The sequence below is a fragment of the Streptomyces sp. CNQ329 genome (assembly GCF_000482585.1).
On the sequence record NZ_AXVU01000006.1, the window covers coordinates 64,202 to 86,899 of the forward strand.

At 73.8% G+C, this 22,698-nt stretch carries 23 protein-coding genes; 11 read left to right on the forward strand and 12 right to left on the reverse strand.

Translation table 11 applies throughout. From position 1 onward, the window contains the following. Positions 1 to 3 precede the first annotated feature (3 nt). Positions 4 to 1,185, reverse strand: a complete 1,182-nt coding sequence (locus I003_RS0105555; RefSeq protein ID WP_027770606.1) for a zf-HC2 domain-containing protein — start codon at positions 1,183 to 1,185, stop codon at positions 4 to 6. Further along, the gene (locus I003_RS0105560; protein ID WP_027770607.1) at positions 1,182 to 1,757 is read right to left on the reverse strand and encodes a sigma-70 family RNA polymerase sigma factor; all 576 of its coding nucleotides are present in this window, start codon (positions 1,755 to 1,757) and stop codon (positions 1,182 to 1,184) included. The genes I003_RS0105555 and I003_RS0105560 overlap by 4 nt, the downstream gene beginning before the upstream one ends. Positions 1,758 to 2,075: 318 nt before the next feature. Between I003_RS0105560 and I003_RS0105565 the strand changes: the two genes are divergently transcribed. Continuing rightward, positions 2,076 to 2,492: an STAS domain-containing protein gene (locus I003_RS0105565; RefSeq protein ID WP_037720152.1), complete on the forward strand. Its 417-nt coding sequence runs from the start codon at positions 2,076 to 2,078 to the stop codon at positions 2,490 to 2,492. A gap of 19 nt (positions 2,493 to 2,511) precedes the next feature. On the opposite strand, the gene I003_RS0105570 is transcribed toward I003_RS0105565, so the two are convergent. Both I003_RS0105570 and I003_RS0105575 read right to left on the reverse strand, forming a co-directional pair. After that, entirely contained in the window at positions 2,512 to 3,060 is a 549-nt protein-coding gene (locus tag I003_RS0105570; RefSeq protein WP_027770609.1) for a hypothetical protein, read from the reverse strand. After that, positions 3,057 to 3,362 carry a helix-turn-helix transcriptional regulator gene (locus I003_RS0105575; RefSeq protein WP_037720183.1) on the reverse strand — a complete coding sequence of 102 codons (306 nt, stop codon included), beginning with the start codon at positions 3,360 to 3,362 and terminating at the stop codon, positions 3,057 to 3,059. Before I003_RS0105575 ends, I003_RS0105570 begins: the two co-directional genes overlap by 4 nt. A 426-nt stretch (positions 3,363 to 3,788) precedes the next feature. Between I003_RS0105575 and I003_RS0105580 the strand changes: the two genes are divergently transcribed. Next, a complete protein-coding gene (locus I003_RS0105580; protein WP_027770611.1) occupies positions 3,789 to 4,289 on the forward strand; it encodes an ATP-binding protein in 501 nt (166 codons plus the stop codon). A 323-nt stretch (positions 4,290 to 4,612) separates the two neighbouring features. Next, positions 4,613 to 5,503, forward strand: coding sequence for an NAD(P)H-dependent oxidoreductase (locus I003_RS31520; protein WP_078563765.1), 891 nt, complete (start codon positions 4,613 to 4,615; stop codon positions 5,501 to 5,503). An 84-nt stretch (positions 5,504 to 5,587) separates the two neighbouring features. Here the strand turns inward: I003_RS31520 and I003_RS0105590 are convergent, their stop codons facing one another. Further along, complete coding sequence (locus I003_RS0105590; RefSeq protein ID WP_051368104.1) at positions 5,588 to 6,634, reverse strand: helix-turn-helix domain-containing protein; 1,047 nt, start codon at positions 6,632 to 6,634, stop codon at positions 5,588 to 5,590. A gap of 71 nt (positions 6,635 to 6,705) precedes the next feature. Between I003_RS0105590 and I003_RS31525 the strand changes: the two genes are divergently transcribed. The 3 genes from I003_RS31525 (at position 6,706) to I003_RS0105605 (ending at position 9,393) form a co-directional block, all read left to right on the forward strand. After that, positions 6,706 to 8,127 (forward strand): MFS transporter, encoded by a 1,422-nt coding sequence (locus I003_RS31525; protein WP_486584099.1) that lies wholly within the window; start codon positions 6,706 to 6,708, stop codon positions 8,125 to 8,127. Between the two features lie 98 nt (positions 8,128 to 8,225). Continuing rightward, positions 8,226 to 8,801: a hypothetical protein gene (locus tag I003_RS31530; protein WP_051368105.1), complete on the forward strand. Its 576-nt coding sequence runs from the start codon at positions 8,226 to 8,228 to the stop codon at positions 8,799 to 8,801. Between the two features lie 82 nt (positions 8,802 to 8,883). After that, the gene (locus tag I003_RS0105605; RefSeq protein ID WP_027770613.1) at positions 8,884 to 9,393 is read left to right on the forward strand and encodes a DinB family protein; all 510 of its coding nucleotides are present in this window, start codon (positions 8,884 to 8,886) and stop codon (positions 9,391 to 9,393) included. An 84-nt stretch (positions 9,394 to 9,477) separates the two neighbouring features. On the opposite strand, the gene I003_RS0105610 is transcribed toward I003_RS0105605, so the two are convergent. Continuing rightward, positions 9,478 to 10,377: a GNAT family N-acetyltransferase gene (locus I003_RS0105610; RefSeq protein WP_027770614.1), complete on the reverse strand. Its 900-nt coding sequence runs from the start codon at positions 10,375 to 10,377 to the stop codon at positions 9,478 to 9,480. Positions 10,378 to 10,778: 401 nt separating this feature from the next. Here I003_RS0105610 and I003_RS0105615 point away from each other — a divergent pair, with 401 nt between their 5' ends. After that, a complete protein-coding gene (locus I003_RS0105615) occupies positions 10,779 to 11,306 on the forward strand; it encodes a DUF1062 domain-containing protein (RefSeq protein WP_037720154.1) in 528 nt (175 codons plus the stop codon). A gap of 60 nt (positions 11,307 to 11,366) precedes the next feature. Here I003_RS0105615 and I003_RS0105620 read toward each other — a convergent pair whose 3' ends face one another. Continuing rightward, positions 11,367 to 11,762, reverse strand: coding sequence for a RidA family protein (locus I003_RS0105620; protein WP_027770616.1), 396 nt, complete (start codon positions 11,760 to 11,762; stop codon positions 11,367 to 11,369). Positions 11,763 to 11,823: 61 nt separating this feature from the next. Between I003_RS0105620 and I003_RS0105625 the strand changes: the two genes are divergently transcribed. Then, positions 11,824 to 12,819 (forward strand): HTH domain-containing protein, encoded by a 996-nt coding sequence (locus I003_RS0105625; protein WP_027770617.1) that lies wholly within the window; start codon positions 11,824 to 11,826, stop codon positions 12,817 to 12,819. Here the strand turns inward: I003_RS0105625 and I003_RS0105630 are convergent. Together I003_RS0105630 and I003_RS31535 are read right to left on the reverse strand one after the other, a co-directional pair. Further along, positions 12,797 to 13,816 (reverse strand): helix-turn-helix domain-containing protein, encoded by a 1,020-nt coding sequence (locus I003_RS0105630; RefSeq protein WP_027770618.1) that lies wholly within the window; start codon positions 13,814 to 13,816, stop codon positions 12,797 to 12,799. The two genes, I003_RS0105625 and I003_RS0105630, sit on opposite strands and share 23 nt — an antisense overlap. Positions 13,817 to 14,155: 339 nt before the next feature. Further along, on the reverse strand, positions 14,156 to 14,548 hold the full coding sequence (locus I003_RS31535) for a winged helix-turn-helix transcriptional regulator (RefSeq protein WP_106966254.1): 393 nt from the start codon (positions 14,546 to 14,548) through the stop codon (positions 14,156 to 14,158). Positions 14,549 to 14,660: 112 nt separating this feature from the next. On the opposite strand from I003_RS31535, the gene I003_RS0105640 reads away from it, so the two are divergent. Continuing rightward, positions 14,661 to 15,542, forward strand: a complete 882-nt coding sequence (locus tag I003_RS0105640) for an imine reductase family protein (protein ID WP_027770619.1) — start codon at positions 14,661 to 14,663, stop codon at positions 15,540 to 15,542. 21 nt (positions 15,543 to 15,563) lie between these two features. Here I003_RS0105640 and afsK read toward each other — a convergent pair whose 3' ends face one another. Beyond that, entirely contained in the window at positions 15,564 to 18,248 is a 2,685-nt protein-coding gene (afsK, locus tag I003_RS0105645; RefSeq protein WP_027770620.1) for a serine/threonine-protein kinase, read from the reverse strand. A gap of 226 nt (positions 18,249 to 18,474) precedes the next feature. Further along, positions 18,475 to 19,335 carry an AfsK-binding protein KbpA gene (kbpA, locus tag I003_RS0105650; protein WP_027770621.1) on the reverse strand — a complete coding sequence of 287 codons (861 nt, stop codon included), beginning with the start codon at positions 19,333 to 19,335 and terminating at the stop codon, positions 18,475 to 18,477. A 241-nt stretch (positions 19,336 to 19,576) separates the two neighbouring features. On the opposite strand from kbpA, the gene I003_RS0105655 reads away from it, so the two are divergent. Both I003_RS0105655 and I003_RS0105660 read left to right on the forward strand, forming a co-directional pair. Then, positions 19,577 to 20,230: a TetR/AcrR family transcriptional regulator gene (locus I003_RS0105655; RefSeq protein ID WP_027770622.1), complete on the forward strand. Its 654-nt coding sequence runs from the start codon at positions 19,577 to 19,579 to the stop codon at positions 20,228 to 20,230. 87 nt (positions 20,231 to 20,317) lie between these two features. Beyond that, positions 20,318 to 21,505 (forward strand): flavin-containing monooxygenase, encoded by a 1,188-nt coding sequence (locus tag I003_RS0105660; RefSeq protein ID WP_027770623.1) that lies wholly within the window; start codon positions 20,318 to 20,320, stop codon positions 21,503 to 21,505. Positions 21,506 to 21,578: 73 nt separating this feature from the next. On the opposite strand, the gene I003_RS0105665 is transcribed toward I003_RS0105660, so the two are convergent. Then, positions 21,579 to 22,376, reverse strand: a complete 798-nt coding sequence (locus tag I003_RS0105665; RefSeq protein WP_027770624.1) for a class I SAM-dependent methyltransferase — start codon at positions 22,374 to 22,376, stop codon at positions 21,579 to 21,581. Positions 22,377 to 22,698 lie beyond the last annotated feature (322 nt).

Sequence of the window (22,698 nt, forward strand, 5' to 3'; positions counted from 1 at the left end):
CCTCTACAACCGCGACAGCGACACCGTCGCGTACAGGAACTCGTCCACCGCCTCGCGTTCGCCGTCCCGCCCCGCCGCGGCCTCCTCCGGCGACACGTGGCCCGCCGCCAGCCGGCAGAACTCCAGGCCCTCCAGCGCCACATGCGCCACCGTCCGCTCCGGGGCCGCGGCCGCCGCGGGCGAGTCCAGCGGCAGATACCAGTTCCCGCCGCCCTTGCCCTCCACCTCCAGATGCAGCGTCCGCCCCGGCGTACCCGCCTCGACCAGCGTGCGCGGCGGCGCCGCGCGCCCCGAGCGGCGCCGGTCGGCCAGCGTCTGCGGCAGCAGCCGCGCCGCCAGATCGATCATGAGATGCATGTGCTCGGGCGTCGGCGGCACGTACGGGTAGTCCACGGCTTCCGCGATGTCCCAGGCGTGTATCCAGCATTCGAAGGCCCGGTCCAGGAAGGCGTCGCGCAGCGGCAGCCTCGCCCCGCCGCCGTACGGCACCCACACGTCGGCGACGCTGCCGCCGGCGAACCCCGCGGTCCTTATCAGCGCGTACGTCTGGTCCCGCCACTCCCCGCGCATGGTGCCCGCGTGTTTGCGCCGGAACTTCTGTGCGAGCGACTGCTGTTCGGCGTGCGAGGATCCGGCCTCCCGCCACAGCGTCTCGGTGCGCTCGGCGGGGGAGGCGACCGTGCGCGCGTGGGTCTCACCGAGGCGCGCGTCGGCGGCGAGCGGGTCGGGGAGGCCGAGCGCGAGGGCCAGTAGCCCGTCGACGGCCAGCAGGTGGCCGATGACGCCGGCCACCGACGTCTCGCGCACCGCCGGCCGGTCGTCGTCGTACCACGCGAGCTGCACCGGAGCGCCCCAGTCGTCCTCGCCCATGTCGTCCAGCAGCGCGTCGAGCCGGGCCGCTTCGGCGTCGTACGGCGCGGACCAGACCGGCATCGGGATCCCCGGCATCCGCCGGGTGAGGCACAGCTCCAGCACCCGGCTGCGCAGGGCCGGGTCCATGTCGAGATGGTCGTGCGGGTGCAGGAGGCGTACGGCATCGCGCAGCCGGAGCGCTTCGTCCGCGCAGGGCGCGCAGTCGGTCAGATGCGCTTCGACGGCGGCGGTCTCCTCGGGAGCGCAGGCCGCCAGCGCCCACGCGCCGAGCAGGGACGTCAGCCGGCCGTGGTCGTAGGGGTCCGTGATCACGAGGATCGCCCGGCCTCGGTATGCGCGGTGGCGAGCATCTGCAGTCCCAGGCGCAGCCGGCGGCGGGCCTCGTCTGCGGAGACGCCGAGTTCGGCGGCGGTCTGCCGGTAGTCGCGGCGCTGGAAGTACGCCAGTTCCAGCGCGGCGCGCAGCGGTTCCGGCATGGAGGTGACGATGTAGTCGGCGCGGGCGGCGGCGGAGACGGCGCGGATGCGCTCCTCGCTGTCCGCGATCTCGCCGGCCGCGCCCGCCTGGATCATGGCCCAGCGCAGCCGCCGTACGGCGTGCTTGTGCGCGAGGCCGGCCAGGAAGGAGCGCAGTTGACCGCGCTTGGGGTCGTACGCGTCCGGGTGCTGCCAGACGTACGAGAACACCTCGGCGAGCACACCGTTCGCCTCCTCCTCGTTCTCCAGCACGCGCAGCGCGAGGCCGTAGACGAGGGGCGCGAAGCGGTCGTACAGCTCGCTGAGCGCCGCGGCCTCGCCGCGCGCGATCCGCTGCTGCATCTTGCGGTTCCAGCGGGGCGGGACGGCGCCCTGGCCGGTGCCGTGCGGTCCGGTGCCGTGCGCCATGCGCCCCCTCTCCGTCGCCCGTCCCGTGGTGAGCGGTGTCAACGAATGTAGCGCCGGTGAGCACGGGCGTACGCCCTCGGAGCGTTATCCGCACCGCATGACGTGCAGCGGAAGGCAACGAATTGCCAACGGTTATCCAGTGCTGACCGGAATGCGGGGGACGTGTGGGGCGATTGCGCATAGGGTCGGTGTTTCATCTTGTGTGCCGTGGGCACACGGGGTGACACGTGCAAACACGGCAGATGCGAATGGCAGAAACGGACGGGCGAGCGGGCGCGACAGGCTGACGGGCGACGGAAGGACAGCGACCGGGTGACTTTGCTGCAGGTGACCACCGACAACCGAGGCGACTGGTACGTCCTGTGGGTCTGCGGCGAGCTGGACCTGGTCACCTCGCCGCGCGTGCGGCAGCACGTGCACGACGCCGTCGCCGAGGGCCGCCGCCGCCTCGTCCTCGATCTCTCCGCGGTTCGCTTCTGCGACTCCAGCGGCGTCGGCGTGCTCATCGCCGCGCGCCGGCTCCTGAGCTCCTGCGGCGGCGAGTTCCGCCTGATCCTGCCGGCCGACGGCGGAGTGGGCGCGGCGGGCGCGGCCGGAGGCGTCTCGGGGAGCACGGTCTCCGGCGGGGCGCACGTGAACCGGGTGCTCGCGGCGCTGGGAGTGCGGCGGCTGTTCGCCGTCTACGCGGACGTGGACGACGCGACGAGCGGCACGGCGGAGCCGCTGTCGGCGTAGGCGCCGGGTGAGTTGGGCCCTACTCGGCCTCCTCCGCGGGCTCGTCGCGCGCCTGCAGCCCCGCCACCCACAGCGGCATCAGCCACACCGCCGCCAGCGCGTACACCAGCACCCACGCCGCCGGCACCCCCGGCAGCCCGCCCGCGCCCGCCGTCTCACCGAGCACGAACACCCCCGCGGCCACGGCCAGCAGCCCTGTCGCCGCCCGGTGCGCCACGGCCCGCGCGCGGTCGCGGTCGGCGAGCTGCCGCTCGTCCAGCATCCGCGTACGCAGCTCCAGCAGGCCGCGCGTGCCGCCGTTCAGGATGCCGGTGGCGATCACCCACAGCATCAGCAGGACGGCCAACGGCGCGGTGAGCCAGGCGCCGTCGACGGCATACAGCAAGGCGGTGCACGTCAGCGTCGCGCCCGTGAGCGCCACATGCGCGCCGACGACGGCGCGGCGCCGCCCGGCGGTGGCGAACACCGTACGCGCGGCGGGGTCGTTCATGAGGCGGAACATCGCACGGTCGTGCTTCGTGGCCGGCTTCGCCCTGCCGGAGGAGGGACCGGTGGTGGGCTGCGTCATCGTGCTCCCCTGCCTGTGCTGTCTTTCGCGTCGTCGTTCCCGTTGCCGTTCCCGTCCGTTCTGTCCGCCCCGTACAGCTCGTCGCTGAGCGGGCGGAACGGCCGGAGGGCGAACAGCACTTCCACCGGCAGTGCGAAGTACTCCGCTATGCGCAGGGCGAGGTCGAGGCTCGGGTTGTACTGCCCGCGCTCGATGTGCCCGATCGTCTGGTAGTGCGCGCCGACGGCCTCGGCCAACTGCTTCCGCGACACGCTCCGCTCCGCGCGGATCACTGCCAGCCTGTTGTGGACCCGCTCGCTCATGTATAAGAAGTTATACATCTGTCCCCGTCCGTGCAAGAGGGAGGGGATCGCTCTTTGACTACGGAGAGTGTTGAAACTGGGGAGAGCCCCAACACGCATGGGGGAACTCTTCCGTTACGCAACGAAGTCGGCCCCGACTCCACTACCCTTCATCGGGTGCGAGTTGTCATGCGGCGACACGGACCCGCGGCCCGCGAAAGGGTGGCCGCGGCGGTGTGGACGTGCCGGACTCGTACAAGGTCACAGCAGCACGAGGGGTCGACGTCGGACCGGCGTTCGACCGTCGGGCGCGAGCGTCGCACAGTATGCCGCACGCGTACTCTTTCGCGCTGGGATATGCCCGAAGCGCTTGTTGCCGTGACGCTACGTCAATCATCCTGGACGGCAGAGAGATCACGCAGCGTGATCCCGAGGATGGTGTGAGCGGTGCAGACCCTGCAGGTACAGCTCAAGGTGTGGCCCGACCCGGTCGAGGTCGGCCGGGCCAGGCGGTGGACGCGGGCGCGGCTGGCGTGGACCGGGGTGGCGGTCGACGAGCCGTACGCCGAGTCGCTGGTGATGCTCGTCTCGGAACTGGTCACCAACGCCGTCGTGCACACCGACCGCCCGGCCGAGCTTCGCCTCGCCCTCCCGGCGTCGACCGCGGACTGCGGTCCGTACCGGGTGGAGGTCGTCGACACCTGTGCGGCCCCGCCGCGGCAGCGGCGCGCGCAGGAGTACGAGACGCACGGCCGCGGGCTGGAACTGGTCGACGCCATCGCCGACCGCTGGGGCTGGCAGGCGGAAGGATTCGGCAAGGTCATCTGGTGCGAGATCGACCGCGCCTGCCCCCTCGTTCCGCTGCGGGGGGAGCGCGCGGACGGCGCGGACGGCGCGCTCCTCGCGGGCGCACACGAACACGCACGCGCCGGCACGAACAGCACGTGACACCTCCGGTATGGAACAGGTGTTGACGATCCGTACGGGCCTGATCAACCTTGTGGGCAGCGATTCGTTGTGAGGGGACGCCGAGGGCTGCCGGCCGGTCGGGACGCCCTTGGCGAAAGCGGGTCGCGCATCCGGCGTCAGTCCCCATCCGCCGGTGCCGGGTGGCGGTTCGCCGTGCAGGGCTCGGGGTTGCACGGGCGCACCGCCACTCGACCCTCTCCCGCCGCGACAGGCACGGCCCCCGCGGGCTCATGGCGCGATTCTTGCGAAGGATGGCGATACGGCTCTCGTCCCGCGGGCCTCCGCGGCACGAGGCTCGACGCATGAACGTTCTCTGGCTCTTCGCCCACCCCGAACACCGCTCCCTCAACGCCGCACTCCGCGACGACGGCATCCGCGCGCTGCGCGCCGCGGGGCACGAGGTCCGGGAGAGCGATCTGTACGCCATGGGCTTCAAGGCCGTACTCGACCCGGACGACTACGCCGCCTCTGCCGCCGGCGCCGGGCGCTTCCTCGTCGGCGACGCCCAGGAGGACGCCTGGCGGGCCGGGGCGGTGCGTCCCGACATCGCGGCCGAGCACGGGAAACTGGCGTGGGCGGACGCGCTGATCGTGCACTTCCCGCTGTGGTGGTTCGGGCCCCCGGCGATCCTCAAGGGCTGGTTCGACCGCGTGCTCGTGCAGGGGCTCGCGTCCAAGGTGAAGGACGCGGCGGGCAGGACCCGGCGGTACGGGGACGGGGGCCTGGCCGGGAAGCGCGCGATGGTGGTCACGTCGGTCGGTGCCCGCGAGGCGAGCTTCGGCCCGCGGGGCATCCACGGGCACATCGACGAGGTGCTGTGGCCGCTGCACCACGGCACGTTCTTCTACACGGGCATGGCACCGCTGCCGCCGTTCGTCGTCCACGGTGCGGACCGCCTGGCGCGGGAGGACTACCCGCCGGTCGCCGCGGCGCTGCGCGAGCGGCTGCACGGGCTGTGGACGACCGCCCCGCTGCCGTACCGGACGGAAAGGGGCGGGGACTACGACGAAAGGCTGGTGCTGCGGCCGGAACTGGCGGCGGGCGAACGGGGCCTGGGCGTCCACAGCACACAGGCGGACACCTCGCGCGCGACCACCCCCACCTCCCCGCACACCCACCCAAGGGTAGGTCGCCCCGCCGACAATCCAGCAGACAAGCCGGCCGGCACACCAGTCGGCAGGCCGGCCGGCTGATCCGCGGCACCACCGCGGACGTCCGGCGCCGACGCCGACCGACCCGCCTCAAGCGACTGCCCCGGCGCAAGCGGCCGCCCCGCCTCAAGCGGCGGCGCCGGCCCCCTCCGCGCGGAAGGTGCGCCGGTACGCACTGGGTGACACCCCCAGCGCCGCCTGCATGTGCTGCCGCAGCGACGCCGCCGTCCCGAATCCCGCGTCCGCCGCGATACGGTCCACCGCCAGGTCCGTGTCCTCAAGCAAGTGCCGTGCCCGCTCCAGCCGCTGCACCGTCAGCCACTGCCCCGGGCTCATTCCCACCTCGTCGCGGAACCGCCGCGTGAACGTCCGCACCGACATCGACTCGCACGCCGCCAAGTCCCGCAGCGCCAGCGGCTCGTGCAGCCGCGCCAGCGCCCACGCCCGCGCCTTCGCCGTCGTCGACACCGCCGGCTCCGGTACCGGCCGGCGGACGAACTGCGCCTGCCCGCCGTCCCGGTGCGGCGGTACGACGGTGCGCCGCGCCACGTCGTTGGCCACGGCGGAGCCGTGGTCGAGCCGGATCATGTGCAGGCACAGGTCGACCCCGGAGGCCACCCCCGCGGACGTCAGCACGTCGCCGTCGTCCACGTACAGCACGTCGGGGTCGAAGCGCACCTTCGGGAACAGCGTCCGGAACCGGTCTCCCGACGCCCAGTGCGTCGTCGCCGGCCGTCCGTCGAGGAGCCCGGCGGAGGCGAGCACGAACGCCCCGGTGCAGATCGACGCCATCCGTGTCTCCGGCCGCAGGTACGCCAGCGCGCCCGCCACCTCCTCCGGCAGCCGCCCGTGCGTGTACGCCTCGTCCGTCTCGTGCGACGCGGGCACGATCACCGTACGGGCCTCCGCCAGCGCCTCCGGCCCGTACCGCACGTTGATGCTCACGTCCGCGTCCGTACGCACCTCACCCGGCGCGACCGTACAGGTCACCACCTCGTACAACGGGTCCCCCGACGCACTGCGGGACTTGCCGAAGAGGCGGTGGACGATACCCAGCTCGATGGGCAGCATCCCGTGCCGCACGAAGACCGCGACAGGATGCCGCTCCGGGTGCCGGAACACGGGCACCGGGGCCTTCAGCCGTGACGGGGTGGGGCGCTGGACCAGGGTCATGGCCCAATCCTTGCACACCTTGACCCTCGGGCCACTCGTACGACCGTGCCCCTCGCGCCCATCCTCGACTGGTGACGCAGCCACCCGCACCCTCCGCCCGCACCGGAACCGAGACCGAAACCGAGCGCGAGACCGAAACCGAGCGCGAGACCGAAACCGAGACCGAGACCGAAACCGAGACCGGCAGCCCTGGCCTCCCCGCTTCCGTCCCCGCGCCCGCTCCGGCCAAGCGCTCCGCCGGGCGGGGCGTGCACCGCGCCTGGTTCGTCGCGGCGGTGACCTTCGTGACCGTCGTGGCCGCCGCCTCCTTCGTCGCGCTCCCCGGGCTGCTGATCGGCCCCCTCCACGACGAGTTCGGCTGGTCCCGGGGCACGATCGGCCTCGCGGCCTCGGTCAATCTGACGTTGTACGGCGTCACCGCCCCCTTCGCCGCCGCGCTCATGGACCGCTTCGGCATACGCCGCGTGGTGGCCGCCGCGCTCCTGGTGATCGCCACGGGCGCCCTGCTCAGCCACTGGATGACGGCGAGCTGGCAACTGATCCTCTACTGGGGCCTGCTCATCGGTCTCGGTACCGGCTCCATGGCCCTCGCCTTCTCCGCCACGGTCACCAACCGCTGGTTCGTCAGGCACAAGGGCCTGGTCACCGGCCTCCTCACCGCCGCCACCGCCTCCGGCCAACTGGTCTTCCTCCCCCTGCTGTCCTGGATCGTGGAGAGCCACGGCTGGCGGCCGGCCACGGTGACGGTCGCGCTGGTCTCCGCGGCTGCCGTCCCCTTCGTCTGGCTGCTCCTGCGCGACCACCCCGCCGACGTCGGTCTCGCCCCCTACGGCTCCGAGGAGTTCGTCCCCAAGCCGCCGCCCCAGCACGGCGCCGCGGGACGCGCTCTGCGCGTCCTGCGCGACGCCTCGCGCAGCGGTACGTTCTGGCTGCTCTGCGGCGCGTTCGCCATCTGCGGGGCGTCCACCAACGGCATCATCCGCACCCACTTCGTGCCGTCCGCCCACGACCACGGCATGGCCATGACCGCAGCGGCCTCGCTCCTCGCGGTCGTCGGCATCTTCGACATCATCGGCACGATCGCCAGCGGCTGGCTCACCGACCGCCACGACGCCCGCCGGCTGCTCGCGGTCTACTACGGGCTCCGCGGCCTGAGCCTGATGTTCCTGCCGCTGCTGCTCGGCCCGTCGATCCACCCGCCGATGATCTTCTTCATCGTCTTCTACGGCCTCGACTGGGTCGCCACCGTCCCGCCCACCCTCGCCCTCTGCCGGGAGCACTTCGGGGAGGACAGCGCGATCGTCTTCGGCTGGGTCCTCGCCTCCCACCAGATCGGCGCGGCCCTGGTCGCCTGGCTGGGCGGTGTGGCACGCGACGTGACGGGCTCGTACGACATGGTGTGGCTGGCGTCGGGCGGGCTGTGCGCGCTGGCGGCGATGATGTCGCTGGTGGTCAGGCAGGGCCGGCAGGACGAGCAGGTACGGGCGGCGTAGGCCCGCCGCCCCCCCCGGCCGGCCGCTCCTCCGGTGGCGGGAGGGGAGAGGCGGACGTAGCGTCGGACGGGGGACTACGGCATCGGAGGAGTACGAAGATGCTGGAGAACACCGCCCACAAGAAGCGCTACCTCGCCGGATCCGTCCTCGTGCTGATCGGCGCTGTGGCCGTCGTCTGGAGCGCCTGGCTCCCCTGGTACAACGGCCGCGACGGGCGGCACTACGGGCTGGGCGACGTCTTCGACGGCATCTCGAACACCCGTGCCCAGCTCTTCGGGTCGCTCTTCCTGCCCATGGCGGTCGCCGCGCTGATCGCCCTCTACGGGACCTTGACGCGCTGGCGCCTCCTCGTCGTCCTCGCCGGGCTGCTGGTGTTGTTCATCACCGCGGTGTGGATGCTCCGGCAGAGCCAGTTGGTCGGCGGCGTGAAGATCAACACCCAGGGCACCGGGCTGGACGTCGGGACGGCGAACGCCGTGTTCGGCGGCGCGTTCATGCTGATCGGCGTCGGTGTCTGGGGCAAGCAGCGCCGCCGCCCCCTCACCCCGGAGGGGAGGACGACCGACGCCCACCTCCATGTCGTCTCCACCACCGACAAGCCCCGGCGGCCCGGTGAGGGGGAATCCCCGGAGCCCTCCGCCGACCGGCCCGAGGAACCGCCCCGCGCCGCCTAGCCGCCGTCCGGCGGCCCGGCAGCCGTGCGCCCGGGGAGATACTGGCCCGGAACCGCAGACGCACGAGCGAGGAGTACGGCCGGTGACCGGTGACGACCGTGTGGGACCGCCCCGTTCGGGAAGCGAGCGCGAGATGCTGCGGGCCTCTCTCGACTACCACCGCGCCACCCTCGCCATGAAGTGCGCGGGGCTGAGCGACGAGGAGCTGCGGCGGCAGTCGATGCCGCCGTCCACGCTTTCGCTGCTCGGTCTGGTCCGGCATATGGCGGAGGTGGAACGCGCGTGGTTCCGCCGCGTGTTCGACGACCACGACGCGCCCATGGTCTGGTCCGACCGGATCGACTTCCAGGCGGCGTACGACGCGGGCAGCTCGACCAGGGCCGAGGCGTTCGGCGCCTGGGAGGCCGAGGTGGAGAACTCGCGCCGGATCGAGCGGACGGCCGGATCCCTGGAGCGGACCGGGTATCAGCCGCGGTGGGGCGAGGAGGTGTCGCTGCGGATGGTGATGCTGCACGTGCTCCTGGAGTACGGCCGCCACAACGGGCACGCGGACTTCCTGCGGGAGGGCGTCGACGGGACCGTGGGCGCCTGAGCCCGCAGGCGCCGGGGAGCCGGGGCCCGGCCTCCTGCCGGGCCCCGGCCTCCCGGGCTGCGCCTTCGGGGTGGGCCTTCGGGGTTACGCCGCCGGGCCCGCCGGGTGGAAGTGGACGCGTTCCCTGACGACGGGATAGCCGGCCTTGGCGAAGTTCGCGGCCATGGGGAAGTTGCCCTGGTCCGTCGCGGCGCTGATGAACTCCGCGCCGTGCTCGACGAGGACGTGGGTGCATGCGGCGAGGAGGTCGTAGGCGTAGCCGTGGCCACGCTGTTCGGGGACGACGCCGATGAACCCGATGGTCGGGCCGGAGGGGTTGTGGGCGGGGATGTGGATCCCGGCCAGGTCGCCGTCCGGCGTGTACGCGGTCTGCCACCACTCCCGGGGCGAGGGGCACCAGTGGAAGAAGTCGAGCTCTTCCCGGGCGGCCCGGTCGAGGCCGCCTTCCTCGATGGCCCTGAGCGCGTGGGCGTCGAGGGTGACGGAGTGGATGCGGCGCAGGGCGTCGAAGAAGACGGCGTCGTCCGGTTCGGCGCCGAAGCGCAGCCGGCCGCGGCGCTCGGGGAGGCCGCGGTCGGGGGTCCAGCGGTAGAGGAAACGCTCGACGAGGAGGTCGTACCCGGCCGCGCGGGCGGCGGCGAAGCGGGTGTGGGCGGCGGCGCGCAGAGCGGGGTCGTCGCGCCAGCCGCCGGGCAGGTTGATTTCGAGGTCGACCTGCCGGGGTGCCGAGCGCAGGAGCCGGGCCCCGGCCTCCTCCTCGCCTTCGGCCACATCGAACCAGTTGATGGTGAGGGGCTCGTCGTCGTCGGGGCCGCCCCACCACGCCCCGCGGGCGACGACCCGGCCGTCGCGCAGGGCGACGCGCTTCCAGTCCGTACGGAACCGGGTGCGGCGGTGGCTTTCGCGGGCGCCGAGGGGGTCGGGCAGGGCGTCGAAGAGATGGGCGTCGCTCTCGGTGAGCGCGCGGATGACCGGATCGGTCATGGATTCCTCCGGGATACGTGCGGTGCGGCGCGCTCCCGTCAGGACTTACGAACCACGCCGGACTGCGGACGAGGGGAGCGCTGGATCAGGGTGAACGTCACGGCACTCGCCTCCTTCCGCCGGTCTCGGGGCGTGCCGTCACACAGTAAGTGACCGCCGCCGGTCCGTCCACGTCTTTCGGGGGCGGGATATCCGGTGGAGCGGGGCCGGCCCGGGCCCGTACCGTGGGCGCGGCCGAGTCGTCGAGGCAAGGGCGTGCCGTTGTACACCGTGTGAGACCTCCCAAGCGCTGAACGGTCGCGCGTCGTGCGCCGCTTCCCGCGGGCGCCGCCGCGCTGCTTTTTGCTGCGGTTTTCTCACACGGATACCGGTGTACTCCTGTGCTCACAGACTGGTTGGTCATGCCCACCCGCCTGCCGCTCGTCCGCCGCCGCTGCCACGCGTGCGCGTCCGGCCGCTTCCGGGCGAACGGCAGTTTTCGTGTCAACGCCCATCACAAACTCCTCGACGCCTGGCTCCTCGTGCGCTGTACGGGCTGCGGGGAGACCGCCAAGCTCACCGTCCTGGAGCGGGTGAACGTACGCTCCGTACCCCCCGGGCTCCTGGCCCGGCTCCAGCACGACGACATCCACCTGGCCGCCACTCTGCTCCAGGATCCGTCCCTCCTGCGCCGCAACCGCATCGCGCTGGACTGGACCGGCGCCTGGCGCCTCGACACCGGCGGAACGGATCACCTGGACCGCGAGGTCATCGACGTCGCGGTGCGCTTCGCGGCGCGGATCCCGGTGCGGCCGGTGCGGCTGATCGCCGACGGCTGCGGGCTCACGCGCGGCGAGGCGGAGCGCCTGATCGGCGAAGGGAGGCTCATCTCGGCCGTCCGCCTCACCGCCAGGCTCACCGGGGACTTCACCTTCACCCTCAAACGCTGAGCCCTCCCGGCACGGGGTACGGGCCTGCCCGGCGGCTCCGCCGGGCAGGCCCGTACCGGGCTACGCGACCGCGGTGGCCTCCAGCTCCACCAGCAGGGTGGGGAGTGCCAGGCGGGTCACCCCGAGCATCGTCGTCGCCGGGGCGGCCTTCGCCGCGGCCAGACGGGCGGCCAGTTCGCCGTAGTGCCGGAAGAGGAGGTCGACGTCGGTGGTGTAGACGTTGAGGCGGACGAGGTTCTCCAGGGACATGTCCGCCCCGGCGAGGACCGCTTCGAGGTTGTCGAGGCCGAGCGTGAGCTGCGCGGCCATGTCGCCGGTGTGCTGCGGCCGGCCCTCGGGGCTCATGGCGGTCTGGCCGGAGACGAAGAGGGTCCGGGTGTGACCGGCGACCAGTTCGCCCTGGTGGAAGCCCATCTCCGTCGACCAGGTGACCGGGTTTATCGCTGTACGTTCCATGGCCGTCAGCCTCGCAACAAATGACGACAACCTGTGTCGTATATCTTGCTAGATTTTTTGTATGCGCGCCGATCGCCTGGTCTCGCTGGTCCTGCTGCTCCGCCAGCGCGGCCGGCTCTCCGCCGCCACGCTCGCCCGCGAGCTGGAGGTCTCCACCCGCACCGTGCTGCGCGACATCGACGCGCTGTCCGCGGCCGGCGTCCCGGTGCACTCCGAGCGCGGGCGGCACGGCGGGTTCGCGCTGCTGCCCGGGTTCCGTACGGAGCTGACCGGGCTGACCCACGAAGAGGCCCTCGCTCTCCTCATCGCCGGATCGCGCCGCGGCGCGCAGGCGTTCGGCCTCGGCTCGGCGCTCGCGTCGGCGATGCTCAAGGTGGTCGACGCGCTGCCGCCCGGCTACCGCGACACCGCCGCCGGGGTCGCCGAACGGCTCCTCGTCGACCCCGAGACCGACCTCCTCGCCCGCCCGCTCACCGCCGAGGACGTGCCGGACGAGGTGATGGCCGCCCTCCGCGGCGCCGTGTTCGCCGGGCGCAGGCTGCGGATCCGCTACGTACCCGAGGGCCGCGCCGCGGCGTGGCGCACGGTGGACCCGATCGGCCTGGTGACCGTACGGGACAAGGGCTACCTGCTCGCCACCCGGGCCGGCGAGGACCGCACCTACCGCCTCTCGCGCGTCACCGCCGCCGAGGAGCTGCCCGAACCGGCGCGGCGCCCCGCGCACGTCCACCTCGAACGGGCCTGGCAGGAACGGAGCGCCCGGTTCCGCAGCGGTGGCGAGCAGGTCGCCGTGACGGTACGCCTCACCCCGCGACGCCGCGAGGAACTGGTGGGCACCGCGCTCGCCGTGCTGGCCGAGGAGGTGGAGTCCGACGGGCGGCTGCGGCTGGAGGTGGCGTTCCAGGACGCGCGGCACGCCGAGTGGGCCGTGTGGCAACTCGCGACGGACGCCGAGGCGTTGGCGCCCGGGTGGCTGCGTACGGCCCTGCGCGACCGCGGCGCCGCCCTCGCCGCCCGGTACGCCGGCGGCGCGGCTACGGCGGCGGGGTCAGACTGATCCCGAACTCCTCGTCCGCGGCGCCGGAGCAGCGGCGCAGGACGATCTCGGCGCCGGGGGCGGTGTCCTCGTCCCGCAGCGCCAGGCACTCGCCGGTGCCCGGCCGGAGGCGAAAGCGCGTCGCGCCCTCCCCGCCGGCCGCCTCGACGCGGAAGCGCTGCGCCGGGGCGTCCTCGGCGCACTCGTCGCGGGGTTCGAGCAGGCCGCGGCCGGGGCCTTCGGTCATGACGGTCAGACAGCCGATGCCGTGCTCGGGATGGTGCCACTGGATCTGCACCGCGCCGCCGCCGACCGGTTCGAGGTAGACCCGCGGCCGGACGGCCTGCGCGCAGGGCTGCTGGGCGGCGACCGCCGTGCGGTAGCGCTCCGTGCGGTCCGTTCCCTCCGTGACACAGAGCGCGGGCGTACGGGCCGGATGGATCTGCGCCCAACTGCCCACCGCCTTGAGATCCTCCAGACCCTCGATCTTCAGCCCCGGACCGCCGGTGACCGCGGCACGCGATCCGCCCGGTTCGGATGCTTCCGGCAGCAGTGCCTGTACGCCCAGCGTGACCGCCGCGCCGATCCCGGCCGCCGCCAGCAGCGCCGCCGCCCACCGCCACCGCGGGACGGCCCGGGAAGGCTGCGTGTCGGGTGGATCGTCCTCGCCGGCCGGCGGGGGCACGTCGGGCGGCGGGGCGGCATGCTCCCCGGTCGCGATCCGGCGGCGCGCCTCCAGCCACGCGCCGACGTCCTGCTCGGCCAGGCCGCAGGCACGGGTGAAAGCGTCGACGAAACGCTCCCGGGGCAGCGTCGTGCGGCCGAGGGTGGTGGCTATCGTGCTGGCGGGCAGGGAGTCGGCGTGCGTGAGGGCCTTCGCCTCCAGCTCGCGGTACGTCAGCCCGGACCACGTACGCAACGTCCGCAGCGCCGCCAGGTATTCGGCCCGCGTACGAAGCCGCGCCGGCTGCGGCGCCGGCGACCCCGATCGCGGTAAGCCGTCCTCCTCCTGGCTCATGACCCCAGCATGGCGGCAACCATGGCCGCCCGGCGAGCTGAAACCGGCCTTGTTCTCGCATGTTCGGAACAGGCGAGCAGCGTTCCGAACACACCCGAACACCGCATTGCCTTGTCAGCGCGGCACCGCCGCGGACACCCTCGGTCCAGGCGCCGCAAGCATCCGGCAGCGCAGGCCGGTACTCGGGGAGGGCCGGCCGCCGGGCCACCGGCGGCGTGTACGACACGGGGGCGGGAGGTCCCCGTCCGGGGCCCCGGCGGGGGGCGGGGTCCCGGACGGGGCCCCGTGGTCACGGCGGCGGCCGGGGCGATCTCGCGGGAGGCGGCGCGTTGCGCGGATTCACGTGACGACGGAACCGGCGGTCCGCTCGCCGGTTTCCCCGCCGGCCGACCGCACGGCGGCGACCCACTCGCCGCCCCACTGCGCCAGCGGCACCAGCGCGGTGTTCAGCCGGATACCGGAGTCCGTCAGCGAGTACTCGACGCGGGGCGGCACCTCCTCGTACGAGACCCGCCGGATGATCCCGTCCGCCTCCATCTCGCGCAGGTGCGACGTGAGGACTTTCTCGGTGATGCCCGGCAGCAGCCGGCGCAGCTCGCCGAAGCGGCGGGCGGGGCGATCGTCCAGCGCCCAGAGGATCAGTACCTTCCACTTGCCGCCGATGATCTCCATGGCGGCGTCGATGCCGCAGACGTGGCCGTCCGGTGCACCGGGCCGGTTCAGCGTGGTCATGCTCTGCCCTCTCGCTTCCGCACCCCGCCGAGGTGCACGCTCACCCCAGGGTAACCACCCACTCCGAAGTGCGTACTTGATCGTCCACAGGGCTGTGACCAGCATTGTCGTCATGACACCGCAGAACGGACACACCACCCCCGTGACCCTCCTCGGCCTCGGCTCGATGGGCACCGCGCTGGCCCGGACCTGGCTCGCCGCCGGTCACCCGACGACCGTCTGGAACCGCACCCCCGCCCGCGCCGCGGCACTGGCCGCCGAGGGCGCCCGGACGACGGACACCGCCGCGGCGGCGGTCGCGGCCGGCACCCTGGTCGTCGTCTGCCTGCTGGACGACGCCTCGGTCGGCGAGGTCCTGGCCGGCGCGGACCTCACCGGCAAGGACGTCGTCAACCTCACCACGTCGACCCCCGCCCAGGCCCGCGACCGCGCGGCCTGGGCGAACGAGCGGGGCGCGCGCTACCTGGACGGCGGGATCATGGCCGTTCCGCCGATGATCGGCGTCCCGGAATCCGGCGGCTACGTCCTCTACAGCGGCCCGCGCGAGGTGTTCGACGAGCACCGCGCGACGCTGGCGGTCCCGGCCGGCGCCACCTATGCCGGCGCGGACCCGGGCTTCGCGGCGCTGCAGGACGTGGCGCTGCTGAGCGCCATGTACGGCATGTTCGCCGGCATCACGCACGCCTTCGCCCTGATCCGCGGAGAGGACGTGGACCCGGCGGCGTTCGCCGGGCTGCTGACCGGCTGGCTCACGGCCATGGCCCCCGCCGCGCACGGCATCGCCGCCGAACTCACCGCCGGCGGCGCCGGCGAGCAGGAGGTCTCCGGCCTCGCCATGCAGGTAGCCGGCATCCCCACCTTCCTCGGCACCGCCCACGGGCAGGGCGTCGGCACGGAACTCCTCACCCCCTACTTCGAGCTGATGCGCCGCAGCCTGGCGGAGCGGAACGAGGCGGAGAACCCGAAGGGCATGGTCGACCTCCTGCGGCGCTGAGCCCGGCCGTGCCGCCCCGGGTCAGCGGCGGGCGGTGCCCTTCTCGGCGTCCAGCGCGTAGACGCAGCGGTCCTTGCTGCAGGCGTAGACGACGCCGTTGGCGACGACCGGGGAGCCGGTGATCTCGCCATCCGTGGCGAGTTTCCAGCGGAGCTGCCCGCCGACCGCGTCGACCGCATAGATGCAGTGGTCCGCGGAGCCGAAGTGGACGCGGCCGTCCGCGGTGACCGGGGCGCCGATCAGCTCGCCGCGGGTGGCGAAGCGCCACATCGGGGTGCCGGCGACGGCGTCGAGGGTGTAGAGGGCGGCGCCGCTGCCGACGTGCACGTGGCCGTCGGCGACGAGGACGGGCTCGATGGACTGGCGGGCCTCCGTGGCGATGCGCCAGCGCTCGCGTCCGTCGGCGGCGTCGAGGGCGTAGACCGTGCCGAGGTGGTCGGCGACGAAGACGCCGCCGCCGGTGAGGGCCGCGCCCGGGGCGTACGCGGGCGGGCTGAGGATCACCGCCGGCGCCTCGAACGTCCAGCGCAGCGTGCCGTACGCCGCGTCCAGGGCGAGCACCCGCTTGCCCGCCGCCGCGAAGACCGTCGGGCCCGTGGCCGCACCGGCGGTGGCATCCACCGGGAGCAGCCGCACCGGGACGCCGCCGCAGGCGGCGGCGTCGCCGATGGGATACGACCAGCGTTCGGCGCCGGAGCGGACGTCCAGGGCGCGCAGCCGGCCCTCGCCCCAGACGTAGACGGTGCCGTCGTGGGCCAGCGGCCCGGCCTCCTGCGTCTCGAACTCCGTCTGGGCGCCGTTCAGCTCCCACAGCGGCTCGCCGGTCGCCGCGTGCCGGGCCTGCAGGCCGCCGCCGCGGGTGCCGGTGACGACGGTGCCGGCGGCGACCTGGAGAGAGTACACCCAGCCGCCGGTGCCCTGGCGCCAGCGCTCGCGTCCGTCCGCCGCGTCGAGGGCGTACAGGCTGGGGCCGTCCGAGGCGTGGATCAGGCCCTCGGACAGCGCCATGGACCAGGCGACCTCGCGGGTCTTGAACTGCCGCCTGCCGCTGGTCACGTCCAGGGCGTGGACCTCGAAGGAGGTGACGTAGAGCAGGTTTCCGGAGACGACGGGCTTGCCCCAGACGTCGTTGGACATCCGGAACCGCCACGGCCGCCACCGCGCCGGCTCCTGCGGCGCGGTCCCGGGCGCCGGGGCGGTGGTGGGCGGGGAGGCGGCGTGCTGATGGCCGCCGGAGTGCGCGGCGGGCGCCTGGTGGGTCCCCTGCGTCCCCGCCGAGCCGCGGGGCCGGGCCCAGCCCAGGTCGAGCCCGCCGTCCGCGGCGGCCCGGGCGCGCGCGGCGCGGGCGTCCACCACGCGGGGCCCCGGGCCGATGGGCACGGCGGCACCGGCCAGCTGGACCTCGGCGCCGGGAGCATGCTGCTGTGCCGCGGACACCGCGTTCCCGGGCTGCGCCGGGACGTGCTCCGGCGGTGCCGCGGGCGGGGCTGCCGGAGCACCGGCCGGTGCGGCGTGGGCGGGCCCCGCACCACCGGGGCCGCCGGGGCCGTGGGGAGAGCCGGGCCCGGGCGGCCCGGCGTGCCGCCCCGGGGCGGAGTGCGGCGCGGAGTGCGGTGCCGGCTGCGGTACGGAACGGGGAGCCGACTGCGGCGGCGCCCCCGCCCCCGGCCCGGCGGACGGCGACACGGCCGGCGGCTGCCCCGGCGGGTGCGGGGGGCGCGGCGGCATCGACCGGCGCGCGGCGGAGGACCCCCGCGACCCCCCGCTCCGCCCGGACGACCCGCCGTGCCCGGTCCCGCCCAGCGTGGCCGCGGCCCCCCGGCGCGCCTCGATCATCCGGATCGCCGTCCGCGGCAGCCACGCCGAGGCCGTACCGCTGTCGTCGCCCGCGGCGCCGAACAGGTGCGGCGCCAGGTCGGACTGGAGCGCCTCCGGCGTGGGCCGGTGCTCGGCGGTCATCTGCATGCACGCCTCGATGAGCGGGCGCAGCTCGTCCGGCAGCCCCTCCAGGTCGGGCCCCTCGCGCAGCAGCATGAACACGGTCTCGACGGGGTTCGCACCGTGGAACGGCGCGTGCCCCGTGGCGGCGAAGACGAGGGTGGATCCGAGGGAGAAGACGTCGCTCGCGCCCGTCACGCTGCGCGAGTCGCGCGCCTGCTCCGGCGACATGTACGCGGGTGTGCCGACGGCGACGTTGGTCATGGTCAGCCGCGTGTTGGAGACCCCGGACGCGATCCCGAAGTCGATCACGCGCGGCCCGTCCTCCAGGATCAGCACGTTCGACGGCTTGAGGTCGCGGTGGACGAGCCCGGCGCCGTGGATGGACTGCAGCGCCTCCGCAACCCCGGCGGCCACCCACCGCACGGCCTGCGGCGGCAGCGGGCCGCAGTCGTTGACCATCTCCTCCAGCGACGGCGCCGGCATGTACGCGGTGGCGAGCCAGGGCACCGCGGCCCGCGGGTCGGCGTCGACGACGGGCGCGGTGTAGAAGCCGCTGACGGCCCGCGCGGCCTCGACCTCACGGGTGAAGCGCACGCGGAAGAGCTGGTCCTCGGCCAGCTCCGTGCGGACAGTCTTGATCGCCACGCGGCGGCCGGATGCCGACCGCGCGAGATAGACGAGACCCATCCCGCCGGCGCCCAGCCTGCCGAGCACCTCGAAAGGACCGATCCGCCTCGGGTCGTGCTGCGCAAGCTGCTCGACCACGTAACCATCCACCTCCCCGTGGGGGGCTCCCGGAACCGGGCCCCCCTGCAGCCTCTCACCGCAGGCGTACGGCCGTCAGTCCCGAAAGTACGCCTGCCGATTCTCCACTCCGGAACACGCCGGGGCTCACCCGGGGGGCGGCTCCGGGCACCGCCGCCCCTGGAACCGCCGGGTCCGCACGAACCCCGCGGGCCGCGCCGCCCGCGAGACGCGGGACGGCACCGCATCAGCTCCCGTCGGTGCTGGTGGCGGGGGCGGAGGCGCTCTCCGCGGCGTGCCCGGCACCGGCTTCGCCGTCCTCGCCGCCGGACGCCCCGTCCCTCACCGCGAACACCGCCCCCTGGTTGTCCACCACCACCGCGAACGTCGCCCCCGGGATCTCCCGCCGGTCCACCAGCACCCGCCCGCCCGCGCGCCGTACGGTCCGCATCGCGTCGGAGACGTCGGCCACCCGGAAGTGGACGAGGAAGTGCGGGGGCATCTCCGCCGGCAGCACGTCGCCGACGAGCCCCCGCCCCGCCACCTGCCGGCCGGAGTCCGGCAGCGCCCACGCCGTGAAGTCGCCCGCGTCGAACGGGGGAGCCGTCAGCTCGTAGCCGAAGACGGCCGGGTAGAAGGCGTCGGCCGCGTCGGCGTTCCGTACGTAGACCTCGGCCCAGCAGAAAGCGCCCGGCACGTCGGTCACGCCGAAGCCCGGCCGCGTACCGGCCTGCCAGACGGCGAAGACCGCGCCGTCCGGATCCGCGACCACCGCCGAGCGGCCGGCCTCCGAGCGCGCCACCGGCTCGGTGAGCACGGTGCCGCCGGCCCGCCGGACCTTCTCCACGGTGCCGTCGAGATCCGGGGAGGCCAGGTGGATGCCCCAGGCGGTGGGCATCCGGCCGTCCCGCTTGGCGACGAGCGCGGCGATCGGCCTGCCGTCGAGGAGCGCCCGGGAGTGCCGGGGGAAGCCGCGGCCGGAACCCGTACCCGCGCCGCCCTCGGTGAACGTCCAGCCGAACAGCTCACCGTAGAAGCGCTCACCGGCGCGGAGGTCGGGCAGCGTGGCGTCGGCCCAGCAGGGTGAGCCCTCGGCGAATGCGTCCATGCCGTCGTCGTCCTTCCATGGGACCGTGGTGGGAATGGCGTGATGGGGGACTGGCGGGACGGGGATCGTGCGACGGGTCGCATCGCCAACGTACCCGGAAGGGACATCGGCTCTTGCGAAAATACCCCGAACGTCGGGTCAATTCTGTTCGAGAGCGGCAATTCGCGCATTTCCGACCGTGTGACCTCCCCGTTTGCCCTCGTCAGATCGCGGTTCGATCACGCGTCGGTAAGCTGACGGCATGACAGGTCAAGTTCGGACGGTCGACGGCCGTGTCGCCGGCCGGCGCGGCCAGGCGACCCGCACCAAGTTGCTCGCATGCCTCGGGGAGATGCTCGACTCCTCGCCGTACCGGGACGTGAAGGTGATCGACGTCGCCCGCAGGGCGGGCACGTCACCCGCGACCTTCTACCAGTATTTCCCCGACGTCGAGGGCGCAGTCCTGGAACTGGCGGACCGGACGGCCAAGGAGGGCGCCGACCTGACCGGCCTGGTCGCCGGCCGCTCGTGGGCCGGCAAGTCCGGCGCCCGGGCCGCGGAGGAACTGGTCGACGGGTTCCTCGGGTTCTGGCGGCGGAACGACGCGATCCTGCGGGTCGTCGATCTGGGCGCCGCGGAAGGCGACAAGCGGTTCTACAAGATCCGGATGAAGATCCTCAACTCCGTCACCAAGTCCCTCACCGAGTCGATCAAGGAGCTGCAGGCGAAGGGGAAGGTCGACGAGGCCGTGCAGCCCGCGGCGGTGGCCGGGTCGCTGGTCGTGATGCTCGCGGGCGTGGCGGCACACCAGAAGGCGTTCCAGACGTGGGGGGTGAAGCAGGCGGACCTGAAGCCGTCGCTCGCCCTGCTGGTGCACCTCGGGGTGACCGGGCGGAAGCCGCCGAAGCAGGTATGAGGGCGCAGCCCAGCCGCTGCCGAATCGTTAGTGCAGCGAGCCGGGCAAGCCGCCTCACCGTGCCGTCGCCGCACTACGCTCACCGGCATGTCTCATGACCGTGTCCATGCAAACCGCGGGCGGCCGGCCGGCCCGGACGACCGCCCGGTGCTCGTCGTCGGCGGCGGACCCGCGGGCCTCGCGACCGCGGCGGCGCTGCGCGCGGCCGGGATCCGCGCCGTGGTCCTGGAACGGGGCGCCCGGGTCGGCGACTCCTGGCGCCGGCACTACGACGGGCTGCGGCTGCACACGCCGCGGGGAATGTCGGGGCTGCCGGGCATGCCGCTCCCGCGCCGGTACGGGCGATGGGTGGCGCGGGACCGGTTCGCGGACTACCTGGAGGAGTACGCGGAGGGCCACGAGCTGGAGATCGTGCACAACGTGGAGGTGGCGCGGATCGACCGCGCGGCCGGCGGCACCGGCCCCGGCTGGCGGGTGGCGGCGACCGGCGGCCGGGTCCTCGACACCCGCCGCGTCGTCGTCGCCACAGGCTACTGCCACACTCCGTACGTACCGGACTGGCCGGGGCGCGAGGCGTACCGCGGCGAACTGCTGCACGCCGCGCACTACCGCAACCCCGCCCCGTACGAGGGCAAGGACGTCCTCGTCGTCGGCGGGGGCAACACGGGCGCGGAGGTAGCCGTGGAACTGGCGGAGGGCGGCGCGAAGCGGGTGCGGCTGGCGGTACGGACGCTGCCGCACCTGGTGCGCAGACAGACGGCCGGCTGGTGCGCGGTGACGGGCCGGCGCCTGAGCCGCGTGCTGCCCGCCCGCACGGTGGACCGGCTCGCCGCCCGGGTGAGCCACACCGGCATCCCGGACCTCGGCGCGTACGGCCTCCCCCGCCCGGCGAGCGGCCTCTACACCCGGCTGCGCGAAGGGGCGGTCCCGGTCGTCGACACGGGCCTGGCCGCGGCGGTACGCGACCGCCGGGTGCTCCCGGCCCCGGCGGTTTCCGCCCTGGACGCCGACGGCGTCATCCTGGCGGACGGCGAACGCGCGGAACCCGACGCGGTGATCGCGGCGACGGGCTGGCGACGGGGCCTGGAGGAGATGGTCGGCCACCTCGACGTCCTCGACGACACCGGCCTGCCGCGCACGCGAAGCTGGCGCTCCCCGGAGGGCGCCGCGGGCCTGCACTTCGTGGGCTACACACGACCGGCCAGCGGCAGCCTGCGGGAAATCGGCCTGGAAGCGGTGGAACTGGCGAGAAAGGCGTTCAGGACCCCCGCCTGAGGCGGGACCGGCGCCAGCGGAGCGATGCCACCGCCGCAGTCACCTCCCGCGGCCCGGCGGGTCCTCTGCCCACTCACACCGCCCGTTGGAACAGTGCCGTCCACAAGAACGCCTCCCCCAAGTACGCCGACTGCGCCCCCTCGTCCCTCATCCGCCGCACCTCGACCTCCTCCCACCCCCGCTCCCCGAAGATCCACCGCAACGACTCCGGCGTGTACGCCAGCCCGCCGTGCAGCCCTCCGTCCCCGTAGAGCGCAGCGTCGGACACCTCGGAGCCCATCCCTCCGGCCCCGGCCGCGAAGCAGACGAGACCGAAGTGCCCGCCGGGGGCGAGATGTTCGCGCAGCAGAGCGAGGTAGCTGACGCGGCGGTGCGGGGGCAGGTGGTGGAAGCAGCCGGAGTCGTAGACGAGGTCGTACGGGCCGCCGCGCAGCGGGGCGGGCTCACCGCGTACGAGACCAGGCTCGGCGCGTTCGCGATCGGGCTCGCCGCGCACGAGGTCGAAGGCGTCACCGCAGTGGAACCGCACCTCCACGCCCGCCTCGCGCGCCCGCTCCTCGCCCCACGCGACGGCGGAGGCGGAGAGGTCGACGGCCTCGACGTCGAAGCCGTGCCGCGCGAGGAACACGGCGTTGCGCCCGGGGCCGCAGCCGAGGTCCAGCGCCCGGCCCGGTGCGACGAGGCCGCGGTCGAGGTACGTGGCGAGGTTCTCGTCGGGCTTGCTCGCGAAGAACGGGACCCTCCGCTCCCGGTCCGCGTAGAAGCCGTCCCACCACCCGCCGCCCCGACCGCTCCACCGGTCGGCCCGGGCCTCGAACATCCCGTCCAGCAGCCGCAGGACGTCTTCGACGGACCGTACGTCCCGTTCCACGCGCGCGCTCCTTCCTGCTCCGGGACCCGACGGTACGTGACCCGCGTGCGGAAACGAGGACGGTGCCCGTCCGACGACTTCCCCTGAAGGTCATCGGACGGGCACCGTGTGGGCCGCTCACCTCATCGGTGTAGAAAGCGGCCGACCGCTCGGCCCGGCATTTCCCCCTGTTGCGGGCCTGAGAAGAGAATGGCAGGGGCCGATGAACGTTTGCTTAACGGCCACGTCAAGCTTCCTTTGAGGGCGCGCCCAGGGGCGGCCGGGCCCGTCGGCCGAGCACTGTGCAGGGCGGACGGGGTGTGGCCGCAGGGGCGCGGTGGGA

What these genes read in the sequence shown, in the direction of transcription:
- I003_RS0105560 (WP_027770607.1), bottom strand. Translation starts at nt 1,757, where the DNA reads ATGGCGCACGGCACCGGACCGCACGGCACCGGCCAGGGCGCCGTCCCG.
- I003_RS0105570 (WP_027770609.1), bottom strand. Translation starts at nt 3,060, where the DNA reads ATGACGCAGCCCACCACCGGTCCCTCCTCCGGCAGGGCGAAGCCGGCC.
- I003_RS0105575 (WP_037720183.1), bottom strand. Translation starts at nt 3,362, where the DNA reads ATGAGCGAGCGGGTCCACAACAGGCTGGCAGTGATCCGCGCGGAGCGG.
- I003_RS31520 (WP_078563765.1), top strand. Translation starts at nt 4,613, where the DNA reads ATGAACGTTCTCTGGCTCTTCGCCCACCCCGAACACCGCTCCCTCAAC.
- I003_RS0105590 (WP_051368104.1), bottom strand. Translation starts at nt 6,634, where the DNA reads ATGACCCTGGTCCAGCGCCCCACCCCGTCACGGCTGAAGGCCCCGGTG.
- I003_RS31530 (WP_051368105.1), top strand. Translation starts at nt 8,226, where the DNA reads ATGCTGGAGAACACCGCCCACAAGAAGCGCTACCTCGCCGGATCCGTC.
- I003_RS0105610 (WP_027770614.1), bottom strand. Translation starts at nt 10,377, where the DNA reads ATGACCGATCCGGTCATCCGCGCGCTCACCGAGAGCGACGCCCATCTC.
- I003_RS0105615 (WP_037720154.1), top strand. Translation starts at nt 10,779, where the DNA reads ATGCCCACCCGCCTGCCGCTCGTCCGCCGCCGCTGCCACGCGTGCGCG.
- I003_RS0105620 (WP_027770616.1), bottom strand. Translation starts at nt 11,762, where the DNA reads ATGGAACGTACAGCGATAAACCCGGTCACCTGGTCGACGGAGATGGGC.
- I003_RS0105625 (WP_027770617.1), top strand. Translation starts at nt 11,824, where the DNA reads ATGCGCGCCGATCGCCTGGTCTCGCTGGTCCTGCTGCTCCGCCAGCGC.
- I003_RS0105630 (WP_027770618.1), bottom strand. Translation starts at nt 13,816, where the DNA reads ATGAGCCAGGAGGAGGACGGCTTACCGCGATCGGGGTCGCCGGCGCCG.
- I003_RS31535 (WP_106966254.1), bottom strand. Translation starts at nt 14,548, where the DNA reads ATGACCACGCTGAACCGGCCCGGTGCACCGGACGGCCACGTCTGCGGC.
- I003_RS0105640 (WP_027770619.1), top strand. Translation starts at nt 14,661, where the DNA reads ATGACACCGCAGAACGGACACACCACCCCCGTGACCCTCCTCGGCCTC.
- kbpA (WP_027770621.1), bottom strand. Translation starts at nt 19,335, where the DNA reads ATGGACGCATTCGCCGAGGGCTCACCCTGCTGGGCCGACGCCACGCTG.
- I003_RS0105655 (WP_027770622.1), top strand. Translation starts at nt 19,577, where the DNA reads ATGACAGGTCAAGTTCGGACGGTCGACGGCCGTGTCGCCGGCCGGCGC.
- I003_RS0105660 (WP_027770623.1), top strand. Translation starts at nt 20,318, where the DNA reads ATGTCTCATGACCGTGTCCATGCAAACCGCGGGCGGCCGGCCGGCCCG.